The organism is Streptomyces griseobrunneus (genome assembly GCF_046713465.1).
Taxonomy (GTDB): Bacteria; Actinomycetota; Actinomycetes; order Streptomycetales; family Streptomycetaceae; genus Streptomyces; species Streptomyces microflavus.
This window is the reverse complement of sequence record NZ_CP177080.1, coordinates 7,859,986-7,882,151: the sequence shown is the minus strand read 5'-3', so window position 1 is coordinate 7,882,151 and position 22,166 is coordinate 7,859,986. Positions and strand designations below refer to the sequence as shown.

General features: G+C 72.6%; 19 protein-coding genes and 3 pseudogenes. 10 read left to right on the top strand and 12 right to left on the bottom strand.

Features of this window, described 5'->3' with window-relative positions; all coding sequences use genetic code 11:
* Window positions 1-150 precede the first annotated feature (150 nt).
* Both ACK8N7_RS35800 and ACK8N7_RS35795 read left to right on the top strand, forming a co-directional pair.
* Window positions 151-1,237, top strand: a pseudogene (locus tag ACK8N7_RS35800) (beta-ketoacyl-ACP synthase 3).
* Window positions 1,238-1,305: 68 nt separating this feature from the next.
* Window positions 1,306-1,554: a phosphopantetheine-binding protein gene (locus tag ACK8N7_RS35795; RefSeq protein ID WP_500445253.1), complete on the top strand. Its 249-nt coding sequence runs from the start codon at window positions 1,306-1,308 to the stop codon at window positions 1,552-1,554.
* 46 nt (window positions 1,555-1,600) lie between these two features.
* Here the strand turns inward: ACK8N7_RS35795 and ACK8N7_RS35790 are convergent, their stop codons facing one another.
* Window positions 1,601-3,115, bottom strand: coding sequence for an alpha/beta hydrolase (locus ACK8N7_RS35790; RefSeq protein ID WP_403215382.1), 1,515 nt, complete (start codon window positions 3,113-3,115; stop codon window positions 1,601-1,603).
* A gap of 91 nt (window positions 3,116-3,206) precedes the next feature.
* Here ACK8N7_RS35790 and ACK8N7_RS35785 point away from each other — a divergent pair.
* Window positions 3,207-4,142, top strand: a pseudogene (locus tag ACK8N7_RS35785) (MerR family transcriptional regulator); the annotation flags it as partial.
* 24 nt (window positions 4,143-4,166) lie between these two features.
* Here ACK8N7_RS35785 and ACK8N7_RS35780 read toward each other — a convergent pair.
* A complete protein-coding gene (locus ACK8N7_RS35780) occupies window positions 4,167-4,934 on the bottom strand; it encodes an SDR family NAD(P)-dependent oxidoreductase (RefSeq protein WP_500445251.1) in 768 nt (255 codons plus the stop codon).
* A 198-nt stretch (window positions 4,935-5,132) separates the two neighbouring features.
* Here ACK8N7_RS35780 and ACK8N7_RS35775 point away from each other — a divergent pair, with 198 nt between their 5' ends.
* Complete coding sequence (locus ACK8N7_RS35775) at window positions 5,133-5,747, top strand: TetR/AcrR family transcriptional regulator (protein ID WP_500445249.1); 615 nt, start codon at window positions 5,133-5,135, stop codon at window positions 5,745-5,747.
* A gap of 65 nt (window positions 5,748-5,812) precedes the next feature.
* Here the strand turns inward: ACK8N7_RS35775 and ACK8N7_RS35770 are convergent, their stop codons facing one another.
* Window positions 5,813-6,301, bottom strand: coding sequence for a DUF4430 domain-containing protein (locus tag ACK8N7_RS35770; RefSeq protein WP_500445247.1), 489 nt, complete (start codon window positions 6,299-6,301; stop codon window positions 5,813-5,815).
* A 355-nt stretch (window positions 6,302-6,656) separates the two neighbouring features.
* The gene (locus ACK8N7_RS35765) at window positions 6,657-7,214 is read right to left on the bottom strand and encodes a TetR/AcrR family transcriptional regulator (RefSeq protein WP_435797333.1); all 558 of its coding nucleotides are present in this window, start codon (window positions 7,212-7,214) and stop codon (window positions 6,657-6,659) included.
* A 305-nt stretch (window positions 7,215-7,519) separates the two neighbouring features.
* Here ACK8N7_RS35765 and ACK8N7_RS35760 point away from each other — a divergent pair, with 305 nt between their 5' ends.
* Window positions 7,520-9,418: an RICIN domain-containing protein gene (locus ACK8N7_RS35760; RefSeq protein ID WP_500445245.1), complete on the top strand. Its 1,899-nt coding sequence runs from the start codon at window positions 7,520-7,522 to the stop codon at window positions 9,416-9,418.
* A 66-nt stretch (window positions 9,419-9,484) separates the two neighbouring features.
* Here the strand turns inward: ACK8N7_RS35760 and ACK8N7_RS35755 are convergent, their stop codons facing one another.
* Window positions 9,485-10,129, bottom strand: coding sequence for a TetR/AcrR family transcriptional regulator (locus tag ACK8N7_RS35755; protein ID WP_500445243.1), 645 nt, complete (start codon window positions 10,127-10,129; stop codon window positions 9,485-9,487).
* 61 nt (window positions 10,130-10,190) lie between these two features.
* Here ACK8N7_RS35755 and ACK8N7_RS35750 point away from each other — a divergent pair, with 61 nt between their 5' ends.
* Window positions 10,191-11,810 (top strand): FAD-binding oxidoreductase, encoded by a 1,620-nt coding sequence (locus tag ACK8N7_RS35750; protein ID WP_500445241.1) that lies wholly within the window; start codon window positions 10,191-10,193, stop codon window positions 11,808-11,810.
* Here the strand turns inward: ACK8N7_RS35750 and ACK8N7_RS35745 are convergent.
* Window positions 11,773-13,032 (bottom strand): annotated as a pseudogene (locus tag ACK8N7_RS35745) (FUSC family protein); the annotation flags it as partial. The gene ACK8N7_RS35750 and the pseudogene ACK8N7_RS35745 overlap by 38 nt on opposite strands.
* Window positions 13,033-13,042: 10 nt before the next feature.
* Complete coding sequence (locus tag ACK8N7_RS35740) at window positions 13,043-14,161, bottom strand: NADH:flavin oxidoreductase/NADH oxidase (RefSeq protein ID WP_500445239.1); 1,119 nt, start codon at window positions 14,159-14,161, stop codon at window positions 13,043-13,045.
* Window positions 14,162-14,319: 158 nt separating this feature from the next.
* On the opposite strand from ACK8N7_RS35740, the gene ACK8N7_RS35735 reads away from it, so the two are divergent.
* The gene (locus tag ACK8N7_RS35735) at window positions 14,320-14,691 is read left to right on the top strand and encodes an ArsR/SmtB family transcription factor (protein ID WP_403215395.1); all 372 of its coding nucleotides are present in this window, start codon (window positions 14,320-14,322) and stop codon (window positions 14,689-14,691) included.
* Between the two features lie 100 nt (window positions 14,692-14,791).
* On the opposite strand, the gene ACK8N7_RS35730 is transcribed toward ACK8N7_RS35735, so the two are convergent.
* The gene (locus ACK8N7_RS35730) at window positions 14,792-15,832 is read right to left on the bottom strand and encodes an NAD(P)-dependent alcohol dehydrogenase (protein ID WP_355085748.1); all 1,041 of its coding nucleotides are present in this window, start codon (window positions 15,830-15,832) and stop codon (window positions 14,792-14,794) included.
* Between the two features lie 153 nt (window positions 15,833-15,985).
* Here ACK8N7_RS35730 and ACK8N7_RS35725 point away from each other — a divergent pair, with 153 nt between their 5' ends.
* On the top strand, window positions 15,986-16,891 hold the full coding sequence (locus ACK8N7_RS35725) for a helix-turn-helix domain-containing protein (protein ID WP_403215397.1): 906 nt from the start codon (window positions 15,986-15,988) through the stop codon (window positions 16,889-16,891).
* A 55-nt stretch (window positions 16,892-16,946) separates the two neighbouring features.
* On the opposite strand, the gene ACK8N7_RS35720 is transcribed toward ACK8N7_RS35725, so the two are convergent.
* The 3 genes from ACK8N7_RS35720 to afsA all read right to left on the bottom strand — a co-directional run bounded on the left by ACK8N7_RS35720 (window position 16,947) and on the right by afsA (window position 19,716).
* On the bottom strand, window positions 16,947-17,633 hold the full coding sequence (locus ACK8N7_RS35720) for a ScbR family autoregulator-binding transcription factor (RefSeq protein WP_403215399.1): 687 nt from the start codon (window positions 17,631-17,633) through the stop codon (window positions 16,947-16,949).
* A gap of 190 nt (window positions 17,634-17,823) precedes the next feature.
* Window positions 17,824-18,684 (bottom strand): NAD(P)H-binding protein, encoded by an 861-nt coding sequence (locus tag ACK8N7_RS35715; protein WP_403215401.1) that lies wholly within the window; start codon window positions 18,682-18,684, stop codon window positions 17,824-17,826.
* A gap of 81 nt (window positions 18,685-18,765) precedes the next feature.
* Window positions 18,766-19,716, bottom strand: coding sequence for a 2-oxo-3-(phosphooxy)propyl 3-oxoalkanoate synthase (gene afsA, locus ACK8N7_RS35710; protein WP_500445235.1), 951 nt, complete (start codon window positions 19,714-19,716; stop codon window positions 18,766-18,768).
* A 146-nt stretch (window positions 19,717-19,862) separates the two neighbouring features.
* On the opposite strand from afsA, the gene ACK8N7_RS35705 reads away from it, so the two are divergent.
* Complete coding sequence (locus ACK8N7_RS35705) at window positions 19,863-20,501, top strand: ScbR family autoregulator-binding transcription factor (protein ID WP_356170650.1); 639 nt, start codon at window positions 19,863-19,865, stop codon at window positions 20,499-20,501.
* A 29-nt stretch (window positions 20,502-20,530) separates the two neighbouring features.
* Here the strand turns inward: ACK8N7_RS35705 and ACK8N7_RS35700 are convergent, their stop codons facing one another.
* Window positions 20,531-21,142 (bottom strand): LysE/ArgO family amino acid transporter, encoded by a 612-nt coding sequence (locus ACK8N7_RS35700; protein WP_500445233.1) that lies wholly within the window; start codon window positions 21,140-21,142, stop codon window positions 20,531-20,533.
* Window positions 21,143-21,208: 66 nt separating this feature from the next.
* Between ACK8N7_RS35700 and ACK8N7_RS35695 the strand changes: the two genes are divergently transcribed.
* Window positions 21,209-22,123: a LysR family transcriptional regulator ArgP gene (locus tag ACK8N7_RS35695; protein ID WP_500445231.1), complete on the top strand. Its 915-nt coding sequence runs from the start codon at window positions 21,209-21,211 to the stop codon at window positions 22,121-22,123.
* Window positions 22,124-22,166 lie beyond the last annotated feature (43 nt).

The following is a 22,166-nucleotide window of genomic DNA, read 5'->3' as shown; positions in this document are numbered from 1 at the left end:
TTTCCCCAGATATCCGTTCCCTGGACTTTCGTTCGAGGAACAGGCGCTCAGGTCAAGATCCTTTTCCTGCTTATGGTCAGGCCGTTTCCATCGGGGAAGCGATCCGGCGATGTGTGGGTGCCAGGCGAACTCTTCCGCTCAGAAACAGAGTTGAAGCGAGAGGCAGCGTGCTCGGCCGCGGTCGTCGAGGGTCTTGCGGGCTGGGTTCCGCCGCACGCGGTGACCAACGACGAGCTCCCGGCGGACTGGGACGTGGACGACGCGTGGGTACGCCGCCGGACAGGCATCGGCGTACGGCACTGGGCGGCCCCCGGTACGTCGACCGGGGACCTCGCCCTGGAGGCGGCGGTGCGTGCGCTGGCCGTCGCCGGTGGTCCGCGCGTCGACGCGGTCGTCCTGGCCACCTCCACCCCCGACCGGCCGATGCCGGCCATGGCCCCGCACCTGACCGCGCGGCTCGGGCTCGGCCCGGTGGCGGCCTGGGACGTCTCCGCGTCGTGCAGCGGGTTCGTCTACGCGCTGCCCACCGCCACGGGCGTCCTCGGCGCGGGGATCGCCGAGCGGGTGCTGCTGGTCGCCGCCGAGGTGTACTCCACCCTGATCGCGCCCGACGACCGGAGCGCGGGCGTGGTGTTCGCGGACGGTGCCGGTGCCATGGTGCTGCGCCGCGGCGAACGGGGCGTGCCGGGCAGCGTCCTCGGTTTCGACCTGGGAAGCGACGGCGCGGGCACTCCCTCATCGAGGTGGCGGGGGGCGGCGCGCTCGAACGCGCGGCTCCGGAGAAGTACGAGCCGGCCGACCGGCATTTCCGGATGAACGGGCGTGAGGTCTTCCAGCACGCGGTCACCCGGATGACCGAGTCGTCGCAGTCCCTGCTGCGGTCCCTCGGCTGGCAGCCGCAGGACGTCGACCGCTTCGTCGGGTACCAGGCCAACGCCAGGATCCTCAGCGCCGTCGGCGAGCGGCCGGCCTTACCGGCGCAGCGGCAGCTGACCAACATCGACCGGGTCGGCAACACCGGTGCCGCCTCCATCCCGCTGACGCTCGCCGACGCCGCCTGCCGCGGTGAACCGCTGGCCGGGCAACGTGTGGTGCTCACTTTTTCGGGGCTGGTCCCACCTGGGGTTCCGCCGCTCTGGTGTGGCCTGAAATCGCCCGGGTCCCGCCGGCGTCGGGGACCGGCGGTGCCCCCTCACCGGCCGCCTCCGAGCAGGGTGGCGCTCCGTTCGCCCGCTGAGCGGTACGGCTCTCCCTTCCCGACCGTCCCGTCACTCGTCACCCATCAGCCCGCTGAAAGGCCCTGCCATGTCTCCTGTCGACGCCACTCTCCACTCCGTACTGACGGGCAAGTTCGAGGTCCTGGCGGAGTCGATCCGCCCCGACGCCCCCCTGGAAAGCCTCGACCTGGACTCCCTCCCGCTGGCCGAACTCGCCCTCGCCCTGCAGGAGGAGCTCGGTGTCAAGGTCGAGGAGCACGAGGCGACCAAGGCCACCACGGTCGCGGAGCTCACGTCGACCCTCACGACGAAGCGCACCGCGGCGGGGGCGCTGTGACGTCCGGCAGCCGTGCGGTGGCCGTCACCGGCCTGGGGGAAGGCGCTCAGGCCGTCAGGTGGGCCAGCACCGCGCCGACCGCCCGGTGTACGGCCGCACGTGAGTCGTCGGTGGGGTCGAGCGTCTCGAAGCCGTGGCGGCCGTCCGGTACGTCGACCACCTCGACGTTCGCCCCGCAGCGTTCGGCCTCGGTGAGGAACTCCTCGACGGTCGCGGCGATCTCCGCCATCTCGCGCCCCGCCCGGACCAGCACGATCGGGAGCCTGCCCGCGTGGGCGACCGCCCGCACCGGGTGGAACCGGGTGTCGGTCATCCCCCAGTTCGGCAGCGGGGCCATGATCGGGTAGTCGGCCGCCAGGCAGCGCAGCCACGCCGGGGGCGCGGCCAGCCAGGCGGCGGTGAGCGGGCCTCCGCCCGAGAAGAACCACAGCGCGATCCGGTCCGCGTCCACCCGCGGGTCGGCCCGCACCCGCTCCACCGCGGCGGTCACGTCCTCGGCGGCCCGCTCGTAGTCGGTCAAGGCGTGCAGGCGGTGGTCGATGGTGACACCCACGGCTCCGCGCCCGGCGACGTAACGGGCGTACCCCTGGAGGGTCGGCCAGTCCCGGGGCGTCGGCCGCGCCCCGGCGGGTACGGGGCCGCCGTGGACGAACACCACGGCCGGGTGCGGCCCCGCGCCCTCGGGCAGGTACAGGTCGGTGTTCCCGGTCCGTTCGCGGGGCCGTTCGGGCAGGTCGAGGAGGAACGGGCGCAGATGTCCCGGCCGGTGGTCCGCGTCGGCGGGCTTCAGCCGGTGGCCCCGGCCGGCCGCCGCCTCGATCAGGACGTCCGCCAGCTCGTGGGGGCAGGAGAGCATCGGCCAGTGGCCCGTGGGCAGTTCGAAGAAGGCCACCCGGGGGTCGGCCAGGGGCCGGAGAGCAGGCTCGCCGAGCTCCACCAAGAGCTGGACCATCTCGATGCCGGGCCCGTTCCCGGTGCACAGCACCCCGGTGACGGGGACCGCCTCGACGGCGCCGGTGAGCCGCAGCGGCTGGAGCAGGGTGGCCAGCGGCTGCGGTGCCGCGAGGGCGGTGAGCCCGTCGAGCGCCGCATCGGAGAGCCCGGCGGTGCTCCCCCAGCGGGGCCAGGCGTCCCGGGCAGGGGGCGGCACCTCACCGCCCCCTTTCCACTCACGGTCGGACAGCTCCTCCCGCAGGCGCTGGTCGGGCACGGCGGCCAGAGCGGGGACGCCGTCCTGCGGCATCCCCGAGTCCAGGTGGACGATCCGGGCGACCGACCGCGCCCGCCGGTCGGCCGCGCCCAGCGCCGGGTGGATGCCGTAGTCGTGGCCGACGAGCACGATGTCGTGTCCGTTCCCCGCCACCACCGCGTCGATCACCGCGAGTACGTCCGCGATGTGTGTCTCCAGGTCGATGGCCGCGCCGGGGCCGGCGGGGCCCTTGCCAAGTCCGGTGAGCGCCACCGTATGCACCTCGGCGCCTTCGGCGGTCAGCCGCGCGGCCGTGTCCCGCCACACGTGGGGGCCGGTGAACGCCCCCGCCACCAGGATGAATACGGTCATGGTTCCTCCTCGTCACGTGCTCCGGCGCACCGGCACGATCCGCCGGCAGCGCCCGCCGGTACCGTAGGAACTCCTCTTGGGGGAGGTTCAAGTGTTCTCGTCGCACGACGGTCTGTGCACCATCGGTGAGCTGGCCGAGCGTGCGGGCGTCAGCGTCAAGGCCGTCCGCTTCTACTCGGACCGGGGGCTGCTGCCGGAGGCGTCCCGCAGTGCGGGCGGGCACCGCAGGTACGGCCCGGACGCGGTGGAGCGGCTGAACCTGATCCGCTCGCTGCGCGGTCTCGATCTGCCGGTTCCCGAAGTGCGCCGCATCCTCGACGAGCAGGACTCCGGGGACGCGGCCGATGCGCTGGAGGCGGCGGTCGAGGGCCGCCTGAGCGCACTCGGATCCGAGCTCAGGGCCCTGCGCTGGCGGGAGGCGGCGCTCCAGTTGGTCCTCGACTGCCCGCCGGACGAGCGCTCGGACCGGCTGCGCCTGGTCGGTGCGGTGGCCGCTCCGCCGAGCACCGCCGCGCTGGTCCGGTTCTGGCGCGGCTGGCTGCCGGCCCGGATGCCCGCCCGGTCCGTCGGCGCGTTCCTGGAGGTGGCGGTACCGCAGCCGCCCGATGCCCCCCGGCCGTCCCAGGTGCTCGCCTTCGCCCGGCTGTACGCCTTCGTGACCCGGCCGTGCACCGGGAGCGGCCCCTGTCAGCCCGGCGCTCACGAGGCCGCGGGGGCCCGTGAATCGGCTGTGCTGTACGCGGGGCTGGCGACGGCGTACGACCTGGCGGGCGGCGAGATGCGGCGGGGCAGGGGGCCCCGTCCGGGGGAGGCCCTGGACGGGTTCGTCGACGCGTACGCGAGCACGTACGGCACCCGTGACACTCCCGGATTCCGCCGCCTGCTCGCCGGCCGGCTCGCCGCCGATCCCCGTATCGACCGGTACTGGGAGCTGACGGCCCAGGTGCTCGGCTCTCCTGAGGGCGACCCGGAACCGACGCCCGGGACGGCCCACGACTGGCTCCTGGAGGCGCTCGACGCGGAACTTCCGACGGCGGGCGGCCTCAGGGTCTCAGGCGGCGATGACGGCGGCCCCCACGCGGCCTCCGCCGACGTCGACCACCGTCCCGTGCACGAAGGCGGCCTCGTCGCTCGCCAGCCAGACGGCGGCGTGGGCGATGGCGTCGGGGGTGCCGATGCCGCCGGCGGGGGTGCCCTTCATCATGATCTCGCCGGGGTGGGCCGCCCCTTCGGCGACGGGCGGGACGATCACGCCGGGTGAGATGGCGTTCACCCGCACCCCCTGCGGGCCGAACTCCGCGGCCCAGGCCCGCGTCAGGGTCTCCACCGCACCCTTGGTCGAGCTGTAGAGGGTGCCGACCGGGATGCCGAGGCGGGCGACCCAGGAGCCGAGGTTGATGATGGCCCCGCCGCCCGCCCGCACCACGGCCGGGGCGACGGCGGCGGTCAGGAAGTAGGGGGCCTTGACGTTCACGGCGTAGACGCGGTCGAAGGTCTCCTCGTCCGTGTCGGTGGTGGTGGAGCCCGGGAAGATCCCGGCGTTGTTGACCAGGATGTCGATGCGGCCGCCCAGGACCCGGGAGGCCTCCTCGGCGAGCCGGTCCGACGCGGCGGTGGTGCCGTCGATGTCCGCCTCCACGAAGTCGGCGCGCCCGTCGGCCGCGCGGATCTCCCCGACGGCCGCACGCCCTCGTTCACCGTTGCGGCCCGACACGACCACGTGCGCCCCTTCGGCGGCGAACGCGGTGGCGATGGCCCGCCCGATGTTGCTCGTCGAGCCCGTGACGAGCGCGGTCTTTCCCTGAAGTCGTCCGCCCATGGCGCGTCTCCTCTTCTCCTCGTACGCACTCCCGCGACCGGGGAAGTCGCCCGTCCGGTTCTGCGGGGCGGCCCGGCTTTCCGGGGCCGTGCGGCCGACTGTGCTCCGATGAAAATGGACCGGCAAGTCCATTCCTGGCGGTCGCCAGGGGCGCACTTATACTGGACCGGTCAGTCCATTCTTCGAGGGGTATGCCGGATGCCCGAGGCGCCGACGGCGAAGGGGCGCGCCACGCGGGCCCGTAGCGTCCAGGGTGCCGCCGAGGTGCTCCGGGAGCAGGGCGTCGCCTTCACCACGCTCGACGACATCCGCGACCGCACCCGTACGAGCAAGAGCCAGTTGTTCTACTACTTCCCGGGCGGCAAGGGCGAACTGCTCCTGGCGGTGGCCGAGTTCGAGGCGGGCCGGGTGCTGGAGGACCAGCAGCCGCACCTGGACTGCCTGGACTCCTGGGAGTCCTGGTACCGGTGGCGGGACGCCGTGGTGGAGCGGTACGAGCTGCAGAACGACCAGTGCCCGCTGGGCTCCCTCTTCCTCCAGGTGGGCCGTTCGGAGCCGGGGGCGCGGGCGATCGTCGCCGAGCTGATGCGCCAGTGGCAGGAGCGCATCGCCGACGGGATCCGCACGCTCCGGGCCCGCGAGCTGATCCCGGCGTCCGTGGACGTCGACCGGAGCGCCGCCGCCCTGCTGGCCGGGGTCCAGGGCGGGGTGTCGATCATGATGTCCACCGGCAGTTCGGGCCACCTCAAGGCCGCGCTCGACACGGGGATCGAGCAGCTCCGCTCCGCGAGGGCCGTCGCGGAGCGGAGCTGACGCCGAGCTGAGCCGGGCTGACGCGGGGCTGAGCCGGCGTGGAGCGGAGCCGGCGCCCGGTGCCGCTAGAACGCGGTCCAGGTGAAGGCGACCTTGTCCCCGGCGCTCAGCTTGAACTGGCAGCCGCCGACCGGGATCGAGGTTCCGTTGACGGCGATGTTCCCGTAGGCGACGCTGCCGCCGCTGACGTTCTTTATCGTGTCGACCGAGAAGTCGTCGAACGACGCGTACCAGGTCCCGTCCCAGGTGAAGTGTCTCTTCCGGGCGGCGTCGTCGAGGGCCGCGGTCGGGGTGGGAACGGCGCTCGGGTTCGCTCCTCCGTTGGTGCCGTCGCAGCGGTGCGTACCGCCGGTCGCGGTGGTCACGTCATGCCCCTTCGTCTTGAACTTCCCCTTGAAGAGGCGCCCGTCCGGCCCCTTCACGGTCAGGGTGACCTTTACCGGGGCGTTGGTGGAGGCCGTGGCCTGCGGCTGTGCCACGGCGGGGGCGGATGCGAGAGCGAGGCCGAGGGCGGCCGTGACGACGAGGGTGCGGCGGGCGGATGCCAGATGCACGAGCGTGCCTTTCCGGTGTGGGGCGGCCTGCCGTGCCGCACCGGAGCCGACCGCCCGCCCCGCGTCCGCCCGCGCATCTCGCGGCGTACGCGCAGCGGATCGCGGCTGCGGGGCTTCGCACCGCAGACCATGACAGGGGAAGCGGTACACGTCACGCGCCGGGCGGTCCGACTCGCGGCCGAAGCGGCCGCACACGGTTGCAGGTCAGCGCCGGATTCCCAGCGGCTTCCCCCAGTCGCGCATCCAGTTGTCGCTCCGGATCCACCGAAGCCCTCGCACGGTAAGGCCGGTCGACCGTGCGCGGCCGGGGAACGGGCCAATACGCCGGAGGGCGCGAGCCTTCCGTACGCGGCGGTCAGCGCCGGGCGGACGGGCCGAAGCGGTCGGGCGCCAGGGTGGCGAGCAGGGACGTGACCACGAGGTCCGTCGAGGCGGCCATGTCCACGGAGTCCGGCGCCAGCAGCCACTGGACCTGGAGGCCGTCCATGACCGCGATGATGGCGTTGGCCGCGTTCTCCGTGATGTCCGCGCGGTCGGCGGGCAGTTCGCACGCCTCCCGCAGGGCGTCGGCGACGAAGACCCGCAGTCCGTCGTAGCGGTCGCGGAAGTACTCCTGGGCCGGGTGGTCGTCGGTGACGGACTCGGCCGAGAGGACCGCGTAGAGCCTGACGATCCCTTCGCGCTCGGCGTTGCGGAGCGCGGTGTTCACCAGGTGGCGGAGGAAGTCCAGCCCCTGGGGGCGGTCCGGGCCGAGCTGCTCGATGTCGGCCCGGTCGCGCAGTTCCAGGACGCTGGTGAGGAGCAGCGCCTTGGAGCGGAAGTAGTGCAGGACGCCCGCCTGTGTGAGGCCGACACGGTCGGCGATCTCCGCGAGCGAGGCGTTGTTGTAGCCGCGGGCGGCGAAGGTGTCCATGGCGATGGACAGGATGTCCTGCTGTCGCTGCTGGGCTTCCGGACTGCGCGGCGTACGGGGCTTGGCCGGACGGCGCGCCGGCCTGCCCACCGGCTGATTGCCCACTGACTGGTTGCTCACCGGCCCAGCTTAAGCCTGCCCGGAACGGTGGTCCGGCAGGGATCTTCGGAGACCGCCGAGGAGCGGCAGAACACCGGAGCAGACTACTTACTAACCACTTAGTGGGTGTGGTTTCATGCCGTTGCCCCTCCGATTCATGTCGTTGCCCCCCGATGCCTTCACGTACCGACCGAGGAGAGCCGCACATGCCCCACACCCGTCCCCTGCGTCTCAGAGCACGCGCGGCAGGCGCCGCGCTCGTCGTGACCGTCGCCGGACTCGGCGTCAACGCCACCGTCACCACCGCCCGGGCCGCCGACCCGGTCGCCCAGGTCTGGGTCACCACCACCGACGGCAGCAAGAAGCTCACCGCCGAAGGAAGCGTCCCGTTCACCGGCACCCCGCAGGGCGTCGACATCCGTATCGACGCCAACAGCAAGGGCCAGAAGTTCACCGGCGCGGGCGCCTCCGTCACCGGCGCCTCCGCCCATCTCATCCAGGGCCTCCCCCAGGCCCAGCGCACCTCGCTGCTGAGGTCGCTGTTCTCGGCGGAGGGGGACGGCATCGGGCTCAACTACCTGCGCCAGCCCCTGGGCAGCACCGACTTCGACGCCGACTCCAACGCGTACACCTACGAGGACTCCCGGGGTTCCTTCTCCATCGACCGGGACCGGGGCCAGATCATCCCGGTCCTGAAGCAGGCCACCGCGATCAACCCCGCGATCCGGTTCATGGGTTCCCCGTGGTCTCCCCCGGCCTGGATGAAGACCAACAACTCCCTCAACGGGGGCAGTCTCAGGACCGAGCACTACCAGGCGTACGCCGACTATCTGGTCAAGGCGATCAGGGCGTACGGCCAGGAGGGCATCACCCTCACGGACCTCACCGCGCAGAACGAGCCCGAGTTCGCCACCAGTTACCCGTCGATGAGCATGACCGCGACCCAGCAGGCGGACTTCTTCCAGGTCCTCGACCGCACGCTGACCGCCGCGAACCTGCCCACCAACCTCCTGGCCTACGACCACAACTGGGACCACCCCAACTACCCGCTCGACGTCTTCGCCAGGACGGGTGGCGTCCAGCGCATCATCGGCGCCGCCTTCCACTGCTACGGCGGAGCCCCGACGGCCCAGCAGCAGGTCGTCAACGCCGGGAAGCGGGTCTTCTTCACCGAGTGCTCCGGCACCGACAGCGCGAACCCCGCCACGACGTTCGGCGACACCCTCAAGTGGCACACCGAGAACCTCGTCGTACAGAACATGCGCAACGGCGGCGAGACGGTCATCAACTGGAACCTGGCCCTGGACCGGAACGGCGGCCCCCACCAGGGGCACTGCACCAACCGCTGCAACGGCATCGTCGAGATCGCCGACGGCCAGGTCACCCGGAACGCGGAGTACTACGTCCTGGGGCACGTCACCAAGTTCATCAGGCCCGGCGCGACCCGTATCGGCTCCACGAGCCAGGGGGCCGGGGGCGTGCAGAACGTCGCCTTCCAGAACACCGACGGCAGCCGGGCCGCCGTCGTCGTCAACACCGCCTCGAACTCCCAGCAGTTCTCGCTGACCGACAACGGGAAGTCCCTCGCGTACACCCTGCCCGCCGGTGCCGTCGCCACGTTCACCTGGGACGGGAGCGGTGGGACGACCGAGCCTCCCGTGGGTTCCATCGACCCCGCCGCCTGGTACCGGGTGCAGAACACCAACAGCGGGGCCTGCCTGGACGCCGCCGACTGGGGCACCGGTGACGGCACCGCGCTCCAGCAGTGGGCCTGCGGGACCGGGGCCAACCAGGGCTGGCAGTTCCGGCCGACCAGCGGCGGCCACTACCAGGTGGTGAACCGGCACAACGCGAAGGTCTGGGACGTGGACGGCGGTGCCGGGGCGACCGCCGACGGCACCAAGGTCCACCTCTGGTCCTACGTGGGCTCCACCAACCAGCAGTGGCGGCCCGAGCCCCTGGCCACCAGCGGCCGGTACCGCTTCGTCGCCCGCCACAGCGGCAAGTGCCTCACCGTCGACGGCTCCTCCACGGCGAACGGGGCGAAGCTGTCCCAGCAGCCGTGCAACAGCTCCCCCGCCCAGTCGTTCGCCCTGACCGGCTGACCGCACCTTGCGCACGTCGGGCCCCGCCGTACTCGGCGGGGCCCGACTGCGTCTCCGGCGCGCGGCTCAGCCCCGGATCGCGGTCAGCAGTCGAGCGCAGCGGGCGGCCATGTCCTGCGCGGACAGGTCGGGGTGGGAGGTCCACCAGCCGACGAGGGCTCCGACCGTGCCGGTCCACAGGTGCTTCAGCGCGTCGGCGTCCAGCGGGTCCTCGTTGCCGTGCCCGCGCAGGAGGTCCGCCGTCCCGGACGCGGCGAGATCGTCGATGGTCCGCCGGTGCCGGTGTGCGGCGGCGTGCAGGTCGGTTCCGGACCTCAGCGTCCTGTCGTACAGCACGAACCAGGCGCCCCGCTGCTCCTCCAGGACGCCGAAGACGGCGCTCAGCACCCGGTGGGGTGTGTCCGCCGCGGGCCCCTCGTGCGCCATCGCCTCCTCGATCGCGGTGACGAGCCGGGGAGCGACGCGTTCCAGGCAGGCGAGGTAGAGCCCGTCCTTGGAGCCGAAGTACGTGTAGAGCATCGGCTTGGTCACCCCCACGTGCCCGGCGATCGCCGCCATCGACGCCGAGGCGTGGCCGTGGCGCCCGAACTCGTCCATGGCCGCGGCGAGGATCTGCTCCTCGCGTCGCGCGCGGGGGATCCCCTTGGTCCCGGCGCCCCGGAGCCCGTTCGCGGGCGGGGTGGCGGACGACGAACCTCTTGCCGTGTTCATGCCTGGGACTATACGTTGCAGTAAATTACCCAGAGGTAAATTACCGGAAGGTCATATGCTCATGGCGGACCGTACCTCCTCCCTTCCTCCCCGGCCCGACAGCTCCCCCGCCCGGTCCTGGTGGGGCTGGGGCGCCCTCGACCAGGCCCTGTCCGACGCGGAGTGCGCCTCGCTCGCCGCGCTGGTCCCGGGCGCGGCCGCAACGCCGCTCCCCGTGCCGTCCGTCGCCTCGCTGGACCTGCCACCGGTCCGGGTGAGCTCGCCCGCTCCCCTCGCCCACGTCCTGTCCTCCGCACCGGCCGACCGCGCGTCCCACACCTACGGCAAGGCCTTCCGGGACGTGGTCCGCGCGCTGTACGGCGATATGGCGGCCGCTCCGGACCTGGTCGGCTTCCCCCGGGACGAGCGGGACGTGGTGGACCTCCTCGACTGGGCCGCCGGGGCGGATGTCGCCGTGATCCCGTACGGGGCGGGCAGTTCGGTCGTCGGCGGGGTCGAGTACCGCGCCGGGGTCCACTCCGGCGTCCTCTCGCTGGACCTGTCGGGGCTGGACCGGGTCCTGGAGATCGACCGGGTCAGCCGCGCCGCGCGGATCCAGGCGGGGGCCCTGGGCCCCGGCCTGGAGTCGCAGCTGCGGCCGCACGGGTTGACGCTGCGCCACTTCCCGCAGAGCTTCGCGTTCTCGACCCTCGGCGGCTGGCTCGCCACCCGGGCCGGTGGCCATTACGCCACCCTCCACACGCACATCGACGACCTGGTCGAATCCCTGCGCGTCGTCACGCCCTCGGGGGTCAGCCAGTCGCTGAGGGTGCCGGGTTCGGGGGCGGGACCCTCCCCCGACCGGTTGTTCCTCGGTTCGGAGGGCACCCTCGGGATCATCACGGAGGCGTGGATGCGGCTCCAGGACCGCCCCGCGCACAAGGCGTCGGCGTCGGTGGTGTTCGAGCGCTTCCCCGATGCGGTGGAGGCCGTCCGCACCATCGCTCAGTCGGGTCTGCACCCGGCCAACTGCCGCCTGCTCGACCCGGGTGAGGCGGCGCTCTCGGACGTGGCCGCGGGGGGCGGCAGCGTGCTGGTGCTGGGGGTGGAGTCGGCGCACGGCCCGGTGGACGACCGGCTCGCCGAACTCGTCGCGCTGGCCCGGGATCACGGCGGCTCCCCGGCGGCGGAGTCACCGGCGGCGGGCGGATCCGCCGTGGGCACCTGGCGTTCGGCGTTCCTGCGCATGCCGTACCTCCGCGACGGGCTGGCCCGGACGGGCGTGATCAGCGAGACGTTCGAAACGGCCTGCACCTGGGACCGGTTCCCGGAGCTGTACGAGGCGGTGCACCGGGATGTCGGAGCGGCCGTACAGAAGGTCACCGGCGCGTCCGCCCTGGTCAACTGCCGTTTCACGCACGTCTACCCGGACGGGCCCGCCCCCTATTTCACGGTGATCGCCCCCGGCCGGCGCGGGTCGGAGGTGGCGATGTGGGACGAGATCAAGGCGGCGGCCATGGAGACCCTCGGCGAGCACGGGGCCACCGTCACCCATCACCACGCGGTCGGCCGCGATCACCGGCCCGGCTACGACCGGCAGCGCCCGGAGCCGTTCGCGCTGGCGCTGCGGGCCACCAAGCAGGCACTCGACCCCGCCGGGATCCTCAACCCGGGGGTGCTGTTCGACGCTGCGACGACGTGACCGGCGGGCCGTCCGGTGCGGCCGGCCGCCGTGCGGGCCCCGGGCGGTCACCGGTCAGCAGGGAGGCGATCCGGTCCGTCTCCGCGACCAGCTCCCGGGCCGCGGCCCGCGCCCGGGCGGCGGAGGGGGCCGTCGCGCCGGACTCCGGGCGGAGGCCGAAGCGGGGCAGCCAGTGGGCGCCGAGGAGCATGTGGTTCGCGGCGATGAGCATCGCGTGCCAGTCGGCGCGGGTGTCCTCCCCGGGGGCCTCGGTGCGGTACTGCGCGTACGCCGCCTCGGAGAGCCGCCAGGTGACCGGTTCGATCTGGGCGAACGCGGTGGCGACGACGAGCGTGAACAGCCCCTGCGCGTAGGCGATGCCCAGCAGCGGTCCCAGGGCGAACGCCGCCAGCATCACCGGGGCGAGCAGGGCGGCGTACACATCGGTGTGCGTGCCCAGCCCGATCAGGAGCGCCCCCGCCACGAGCGCCCCGGCCGCGTTGCCGGCCACCGCCCTGCGGACCGCCTGCCAGGTCGCGCCCGCCGTCGTGCGGCCGAGGGTCAGGACGGCCGGCAGCACCCAGAAGCCGTGGGCCAGGTCGAGGGAGCCGGCCACCGCGCGGGCCGCCGCGAGTCCGAGCGCGGTCCGCAGAGCGTTCTGGAACAGCACCGACCGGAACGTCACATTGCCGACGACGCGCCGGGCCGACAGTCTCGGCGTGGACAGGTCGGCGTACCAGAACAGCTCGCGCGGGGCGGCGGGCTCGGTGGGTCTGCCGTGGGTGGCGATGTCGGCGGTGATCTCCACCATGCGCGCCGATTCGGCCAGCGCCAGGACCCGGGACTGTCGTCGCTCCGCCTCGACCGGCGGCCGCTCGCCGAGGGGCAGTGTCGCCGGCCGTACGCGCTCCGCCTGGAAGTCCCGCATCGCCTCTTCCAGGGCCCCGGCCGCCGGCGGACCGTTTCCGGTGCGCAGGAACCGGGAGCAGGTGGTGCACAGTCCGGCGACGCGCTCCAGAAGGGCGGCCGGCGCGGGGTCGGCGGCCACCGGTGGCGCGTCGGCGAGCGTGGCCAGCTGGTCCAGCAGTCTGCGTGCCGCGCGGCCCCCCTGTTCCAGCGCCCGGTCGGTGCGCCCCGCACCTGCCGGGCGTTCCGCCGACGGTAAGGACGCCAGCCGCAGGCGCGCCCCGGCCTCGCGCAGCTTCTCGGGCGGTACGCCGCCGGGGGCGGCCCCCCGGGCCGCCCGCTCGGTGTCAGGCCTTGACGGTGCGGCGGCGCACCACGGCGTACCCGTACGGGTCGGGCCAGCGGGGCTCCGCGCCGAGGGCCTCGGCGGCGTGGTGGGCCCAGTGCGGGTCGCGCAGCAGCTCACGGCCGAGCATCACGGCGTCGGCCTGCCCGGACGCGACGATCTTCTCGGCCTGGGCGGGCTCCAGGATCAGGCCGACCGCGGAGGTGGGTATGCCGGTGGCCTGGCGGACCTGCTCGGCGAAGGGCACCTGGTACCCGGGGCCGACGGAGATCCGGGCGTCGCGGACCAGGCCCCCGGTGGAGACGTCGAGCAGGTCGACGCCGTGGGCGGTCAGCTCCTTGGCGAGGCGGACGGTGTCGTCGCCGGTCCAGCCCTCGCGCGGGTCCTCGGGATTCTCGGTCAGCCAGTCGGTGGCCGAGGTGCGGAAGAGGACGGGCAGGTCGTCGGGCCAGACCGCGCGGACGGCGTCGACGACCTGGAGCGGGAAGCGCAGGCGGTTCTCCCAGCTGCCGCCGTAGGAGTCGGTGCGGTGGTTGGCGGCCGGGGAGAGGAAGGAGTTGATGAGGTAGCCGTGGGCGCCGTGGATCTCGACGACCCGGAATCCGGCGGCGAGGGCCCGCTCGGCCGCCGCCGCGAAGTCGCGCACCAGCTGCTGGATCCCGTCCTCGGTCAGCTCGTGCGGGACGGGCAGGCCGTCGAACGCGACGGGGCTGGGGGCCACGGGCTGCCAGCCGCCCTCACTCTCGGGGACGTGACCGCCGCCCATCCAGGGCCGCTCGGTGGAGGCCTTGCGGCCGGCGTGGGCGAGCTGGATCCCGGGGGCCGATCCGTGCGAGGCGATCGCCGCGGCGATCCGGGTGAAGGCCTCCTGCTGGCGGTCGTTCCACAGGCCCAGGTCCCACGGGCTGATCCGGCCGTCCGGGCGTACGCCGGTGGCCTCGGCCATGACGAGCCCGGCGCCGCCGGCGGCGCGGCCCGCGAGGTGGGTGAGGTGGAAGTCCGTCGGCACGCCCGCCTCGGGCCCGTGGGGGGCCGCGGAGTACATGCACATCGGGGACATCCACACGCGGTTGGGGATCTCCAGGGACCGCAGGTTCAGGGGCGTGAACAGAACACTCACCGGTATGTCTCCTCAGGATCGGGGCACGGCCTGGGCGCCCTGCCGGGCTGGAAGGGGCAGCAGCGCCATGGCCAGTACGATAGACCTCGTAGTACGGCAGTTGTCAAACTACGAGGATGTTCGTACTTTAGGGACGCGAGACCTGAAGGAGGCCGCCCATGCCCACTACCGAGCAGACCGTCGCCGTCACGTCCGGGCGCCGGCTCGCCCATCCGTCCGTGGCGGAGATCCGGCTGGAGACCGTGCTCCACGCACTGGCCGACCCCGTCCGGCTGACCATCGTGCGCGAGCTGGCGGACGGGCACGCCGACATGGCCTGCATCGCGTTCGACCTTCCGGTGAGCAAGTCCACCACCACCCACCACTTCAAGGTGCTGCGCGAGGCGGGCGTCATCCGCCAGCACTACGAGGGGACCTCACGGATGAGCAGGCTGCGCGAGGACGACCTGGAGTCGCGCTTCCCCGGGCTCCTGGCGGCCGTCCTGGAGGGAGCGCGGCGCTCCGCCCGCTCCCCCGCGCCTCCGGCCTGAACCGTGTACGCCGTCCGCCCAGGGCGTGTGGAAGGGCCCGGGGCGGACGGCGTATGCGTGCGGGCGGCTCAGCGGCGCCTCATCGATCAGCTCAGATCGCTCAGATCGTCGCGGTGTCGATCACGAAGCGGTAGCGGACATCGCTCGCGAGCACCCGCTCGTACGCCTCGTTGATCCGACCCGCCCCGATAACCTCGATCTCGGAACCGAGACCGTGCACGGCGCAGAAGTCCAGCATCTCCTGGGTCTCGGCGATCCCGCCGATCGCGGAGCCCGCGATCGCCTTGTTGCCGCTGATCAGGGAGAAGAGGTTCAGGGAGACCGGCTCCTCGGGCGCGCCCACGTTGACCAGCGTGCCGTCCGTCCTCAGCAGGGCGAGGTAGGAGCCGAAGTCCAGCGGGGCCGAGACCGTGGAGAGGATGATGTCGAAGGTTCCGGCCAGCTCCTCGAAGGTCTTCGGGTCGCTGGTCGCGTAGTAGTGGTCGGCGCCCAGCTTGAGCCCGTCGTCCTTCTTCCGCAGGGACTGGGAGAGGACGGTGACCTCGGCGCCGAGGGTGTGCGCGATCTTGACGGCCATGTGGCCGAGACCGCCGAGACCGATGACCGCGACCTTCTTGCCGGGGCCGGCCCCCCAACGGCGGAGCGGGGAGTAGGTGGTGATGCCCGCGCACAGCAGGGGTGCGGCCTCGTCGAGGGCGATGCCCTCGGGGATGGAGACGACGAACCCCTCGGTCACGACGATGTGCGTCGAGTAGCCGCCGTACGTCGGCTCGCCGCCGCGGTCGAGGGCGTTGTACGTCTGGGTGTTCCCCTCGGCGCAGTGCTGCTCGCGGCCCATCAGGCAGGCGTCGCACTTTCCGCAGGAGTCGACCATGCAGCCGACGCCGACGCGGTCGCCGGCCTTGAACCTGGTGACGCCGGGCCCGGTCTCGGTGACGATGCCGGCGATCTCGTGGCCGGGCACCATCGGGAAGATGCCCTCGCCCCAGCCGTCGCGGGCCTGGTGGATGTCGGAGTGGCAGATGCCCGCGAACTTGATGTCGATCAGGACGTCGAACTCGCCCACCGGACGGCGCTCGATCGTGGTGCGCTCCAGCGGGGCCTTGGCACGGGGAGCGGCATAAGCGGCAACGGTGGTCATGCCGGAGGTTCTCCTCTGGGTGATACGGCAGGTACGTCTCCCAGCATCAGGGCGCCAGCGGTGTTTACCCAGGTCACCGCTTTGCCTACGACCAGCGGTCCTACCACTGGCGGGGACAGGCTCCGGAGCGTACGACCAGGAATAATGGGAGCCATGGACGATCAGCCCGACACCTCCGCCCCCGAGCCGCTCGACCGGCGCGCCGAGCTCAGCGAGTTCCTGCGCACCCGGCGGGCCCGGCTCCAGCCGCAGGACGTGGGGCTGCCGGAGTTCGGCCGGGCCCGCCGGGTGCCGGGGCTGCGGCGGGAGGAGCTGGCGCAGCTGGCCGGGGTCTCCGTGGCGTACTACACCCGTCTGGAACAGGGCAACGGGCGCAATGTGTCGGCCGAGGTGCTCGACGCGATCGCCCGCGCGCTACGGCTCAGCGACGCCGAGCACGCGCACCTGACGCATATGGCGAAGCCCGCCCAGCACAAGAAGAAGCGCCGCCCCGCCCGGGTGCAGCGGGTGCGGACCGGTCTGCTGCACCTCCTCGACAGCCTGGACGGCATCCCCGCGTACGTCTCCGGGGCCCGCTCCGACATCCTCGCCTGGAACCCGATGGCGGCGGCGGTCTTCGGTGACTGGGGCGCGCTGCCGCCCGAGGAGCGGAACTGGGCGCGGCTGGTGTTCCTCTCCCCCGCCTACCGGGACCTGTTCGTGGAGTGGGACTCCAAAGCCTCGGACATGGTGAGCTATCTGCGGCTGTACGCGGGCTGCCACCCGGACGACCCCCAGCTCTCCGCGCTGGTGGGTGAACTCTCCGTCAAGAACGACGAGTTCCGGCGGCTGTGGGCCACGCACAACGTGAAGGAGAAGGGGCACGGCATCAAGCTGATCCGGCATCCGCTCGTCGGAGGCATGGCCCTGTCGTACGAGACGCTGCATCTGCCGGACGACGAGGAGCAGTGCCTGGTCGTCTACCACGCGGAACCGGACTCCGAGTCGGCCCAGGCCCTGCGCCTGCTTGCGAGCTGGGGAGCGGACGCGGTCCGGGCGGACGTGGGCGGCGGCGCGTAGGAGCGGCTCCGCTCCTACGGCCGACCGGACCGGACTGCGTGCGGCAGCCCGGCGCTCAGCTCGGGGCGGCCACCCCCACCTCGTACGTCCCACGCCCGGCCCGGCCCGCGGCAACGGCCTCCGTCGCCGCGGCGGTCCCCGACGGATCCAGGAGGGGCAGGGTCTCCGGGGTGGCGAGCCGGGGCAGCAGCAGCCGCCAGAAGCCGGTGACCGTCCGCGCGGAGAGCCACTCGGAGTCGTACCGTCCGAGCACCTCGAAGCCGGTGGTCACGGCCACCGTCGCGGCCGTGGCGTCCTCATGGGAAACGCCCTCGGCGAGCGTTCCGGCGCCGGCCGCCTCGTCCAGCAACTCCCTTACACAGCGTCGCCATTGTCCGGGCAGGCCCTGTTCGCCGACCCGCTCCCCGTCGCAGCTGAGGCGGAATCCGGCCCGGGTCACCGGGTCGCGGCCGAGCAGGTCCACCAGTGCGTGCGAGGTGTCGACCAGGGTCTGCAGGGCCGTGTCCGTCCTGCGGCGGATGGCACCGGACACCTCCAGCAGACCGTGCGAGGCCTCCGCGACCACGGCCTGGGCGACCGCGGCCTTGTTCTCGAAGTGGAAGTGCAGCGCGCCCGTGCTGACACCCGCGCCGGAACTGATCAGCGCCAGGCGCGCCTGTCCGTACCCGTGCTGCTCGAACACGATGGCCGCGGAGCGGATCAGGGCCTGGCGGGTGCGCGTGGCACGCACCTGCTTGGTCACCTGGGCCTCCGCCGGAGGAAGAGGGAGTGGGAGTGGGGGGTGGGAAGGGGCCCGGGACCGCGAGCGGCGAGGGCCGGAGGCTCTCCGCCGGAGCGGTGAAGCAGCGTCATGGGTAATATCAAACCAACTTACCGGTTTGATTTCCAGGGGAACGTATGCGCGGTCGGCCTCCGCGTCGGCGCGCCGGCCGCTATCCGGCGCGGCCGGTCCCGCCGAAGGACTCGGCGTGGTCCGCGGCCCAGGTACGGAACGTCCTGGCAGGACGGCCCGTCAGCTGCTCGACGGTGGGCACCACGGCCGCCTTGGCTCCCGCGCGCTGGCGCTCCGCACTCTCCAGGAACGCCTCGGCCACGGGGAGCGGATACTTCGCGAGCAGCGCCTCGCGCGCCCGGTCCAGGGGCAGTTCCTCGAAGCGCAGCGGCCGGCCCAGCAGTTCGGAGAGCTGAGCGGTCTGCTCCCGCGCGGTGATCGCCTCCGGGCCCGACACCGCGTACGCCTGCCCCTCGTGGCCCGTGCCGGTGAGAGCGGAGACAGCCACCGCGGCGACATCCCGCGGATCGACGCACGCGACCGGCGACTCCCCGTAGAGGGCGCGCACCACACCGTCCGACGCGATGCCCTTGGCCCAGGAGAGCGTGTTGGACATGAACGTCCTGGGGCGGACGAACGTCCAGGGAACCCCGGACTCCCGGACGGCCCGCTCGTTGCCCCGCTGGAGCCGGGTGATGAAGTCGTCGGCGCCCGGCTCCTCCACCGCCATCATCGACAGCTTCACGAGGTGGCGCACGCCCGCCGCCGCTGCGGCCGCCGCGACCCTCTCGTCATCGGGCTCCGTGGGGCTGTTCGTCACGAGGAACACCGCGTCGATCCCCCGCAGCGCCCGGTCGAGCGAGCGCCGGTCCCCGTACTCCCCCCTCACGACGTCGACTTCGGGTCCCCGCACCGTCACGCGCTCCGGGCGTCGCGCCAGGATCCGCACCGGGCCTCGGGCCGCCAGCAGACCGGCGACCTCACGGCCCACCGCCCCGGTCGCTCCCGTCACCAGAATCACGCCACGTACTCCTCACACACCGTCATCAACCTGCCATGCACCGGCGGCACACCGCTCGCGCGCCCGGGTCCTCGGCTCGGTTCAGACCGTACTCAAAGGGCCCGACAGGACCGTGTCGAAGACCGGCTCGCCGTCCTGGTGGCCGGTCACCCGGACCCTCGCCTCGCCCGGCACCGCGCACGGCAGGACCTCGGCACCGATCGAGCACGGGCTGCCGAACTCCGCGTACCGGTGGAAGTGCGTACGCCCCTCGGCGGGGACGAACCCGCCGTCCCCGGCGGCCAGGCACGCCGCCTGCCGTGCCGCCTCCAGCAACAGCATCCCCGGCACGTGGTCGTTGGGCCGCTGGAAGAGCGTCGGGTGACGGGTGTCCACCCGCAGCTCCCAGACCCCTTCGCGCGAGCTCTCCGACAGCACCACGTCCTCCGCCCGGCCACGGCCGGCCCGGGCGGCGGCGACGGGTGCGGTCCGCGGTATCGCCACGCCCGGCTCCGCCGATCCGCCGCGCATCCGCTCGTAGACCCGCGGACTGGTGAACCTCGTCGCGCCCATGCCGGTGGCGACCAGCCGTCCCGCGCGGTGCACCACCCAGTCCACGCGGCCCTGAACGGGCAGTCCGGCGCGCCACTTGAGCTCGGAGCAGGTCACCTCCACGTCGATCACGGTGGGCAGGCCGCCCACGACGAGGTGATCGGGGTGGGTCGCGTAGTCCAGATCCGCCATCAGGAAGTGGTAGCCGACGGGGACTCCGTAGCCGGCGTGGAAGGCCAGCATCGCCGCCTGCCGCATCGCCTCCGTCACCAGCAGCGGGTCGTGACGGTCCGCTCCCACCGGGGCGAAGAACGGATGATCGTGCGGAAGCACCGCCTCCACGTGGAACCGGTCCGGGCCCAGCCGCTCCCAACTGCGCGGAAAGGCATCCTCCGCCCTGCTCCTGTGAACCAGTTCCATTCCCACCGGATACACCACTCGGGCCTCCGAACCCACGGACGACGCCGCTACAGGATCGGTCAACACTGCTGCTTCGGGCATAACTCCCCCCCAGGGGTCATGTGATGGGCGAGCCGTTCCTGCGGTGCGCACGCGCTGATAAGATACAGACTAAGCGGTTTTTTTTCTATCCCCACACCCCGCCCGCCCGGCCCCACGACCGGCGCAGCCCGACGAAGGAGACAGGGATGGCCAAGCAGGACCGGGCGATCCGTACCCGCCAGGCAATCCTGATGGCAGCAGCCGAGACTTTCGAGAAGCATGGCTACCAAGCGGCCACCATTACCGAGATACTCAAGATCGCCGGGGTCACGAAAGGCGCGCTCTACTTCCATTTCCCTTCCAAGGAAGAACTCGCGCTCGGCGTGCTGGAGGCCCAGGAGCCCCCGCCCCCCGCCCCCGACCAGCCCCTCAAGCTCCAGGAGCTCGTGGACATGGGGATGCTGTTCAGCCATCGCCTCCACACCAGTCTCCTCGCCCGTGCCGGTGTCCGCCTCTCCATGGACCAGCAGGCCCAGGGCCTGGACCGCACCGGCCCCTTCCTCCGGTGGCAGCAGACCACCCACGACCTCCTGGCCCAAGCCAAACAGAACGGGGAACTCCTGCCGCACGTCAACCCCACCGAGACCGCCGACCTCTACGTCGCGGCCTTCACCGGTATCCAGGCGGTCTCCCAGACCCTCACCAACTACCGCGATCTGGAACAGCGTTACATCTCGCTCCAGCGCCACGTCCTCCCGAGCATCGCCACCCCCTCGATCCTCACCGCCCTGGACCTCACCCCCCAGCGCACCACCCGCCTCGCCCGTCTCATCCCCGCGTACTGAGCCCGCCGGCGCCGGACACCGGGCAGCGGTCAGGCGGCCAGGGCCAGCCGGGCGCCGAGGCCGATCATCATCGCGGCGACGAGACCGTCCAGGACGCGCCACGACGACGGGCGGGCGAGGACCCCGCTGAGCAGCCGGGCGCCGAAGCCGAGAGCGGTGAACCAGCACACGCTGGCGAGAATCGCGCCGAGCCCGAAGGTCCAGCGCAGCGGGCCGCGGTCGGCGGCGACGGAGCCGAGCAGGAACACGGTGTCCAGGTAGACGTGCGGGTTGAGCCAGGTCATCGCGAGGCACGCGAGGACCACGCCCCGCTTCGCCCCCGAGGGCGCGTCCTGCGCGTGGAGGGCCGCCGGGCGGAAGACCCGCCGCGCGGCCAGGACGCCGTAGCCGATCAGAAACACCCCGCCCAGCAGCGAGACCGCGGTCAGGGCGGACGGCCAGGCCACGACGACGGCCCCGACCCCGGCGACGCCGAGTGCGATGAGGACCGCGTCGGACAGGGCGCAGATGACGACCACGGCGAGCACGGCCTCCCGGCGGACGCCCTGGCGCAGGACGAGGGCGTTCTGGGCGCCGATGGCGACGATGAGGGAGAGGCCGGTACCGAACCCGGCGGCCGCGGTGGTCAGAGCGTTGGTCATGGTGCCGACGCTAGGGAGGTCCGGCATGCGTGTACAGCTAATGATTCTTACGTATCATTAGCTGCTGTGATGTCTGAGCTTCCCCTCGATCAGGTACGGACCCTGCTGGCCGTCGTCGACGAGGGCACCTTCGACGCCGCGGCGAACGCCCTGCATGTGACGCCGTCGGCGGTCAGCCAGCGCGTGAAGGCCCTGGAGCAGCGCACGGGGCGGGTGCTGCTGATGCGGACGAAGCCGGTGCGGCCCACCGAGTCCGGTGAGGTCGTGGTGCGCTTCGCCCGGCAGCTGGCCCGGCTGGAGCAGGACGCCCAGTCGGCCCTCGGGATGTCCGGCCCCGGCGAGCCGACGCGGCTGACGGTCGCGGTGAACTCCGACTCCCTGGCGACCTGGTTCCTGCCCGCCCTCGGCCGCGTCCCGGAGGAGCTGGGCATCTGTTACGAGCTGCGCCGGGAGGACCAGGACCATACCGCCGCGCTGCTCCGTGAGGGGCTGGTCATGGCGGCGGTGACCTCGTCGCCGGAGGCCGTGTCGGGGTGCTCGGTGCGGAGTCTGGGGCGGATGCGCTATCTGCCGGTGGCGACCGCCGCGTTCGCCGGGCGGTGGCTCGGGCTGGGGACCGGGACCGCGTTGCGCGAGCTGATCGCGGAAGCACCGGTGGTGGACTTCGACCGGCGCGACGACCTCCAGGACTCCTTCGTCCGCGCCCTCGGGTGCGGTCGGCGGGCTGGCGCACGGCGCCACTTCGTGCCCACCTCGGAGGGGTTCGTGGACGCCGTGGTGGCGGGGATGGGCTGGGGCATGCTGCCCGACGTCCAGGCACGCCCGCTGATGGACGCCGGCCGCCTGGTCGCCCTCGCCCCGGACCGTCACGTCGACGTCCCCCTGTACTGGCAGCAGTGGAAGCTCGACTCACCGGCCCTGGCGACCGTGGCCGAGGCCGTGGCGGCGGAGGCCGCCGAGGCGCTCGACGGGGCCCCTTAGGATGACGGGTCTCTCCCCCAGGTCGGGCTCCCGGTTCGGTACG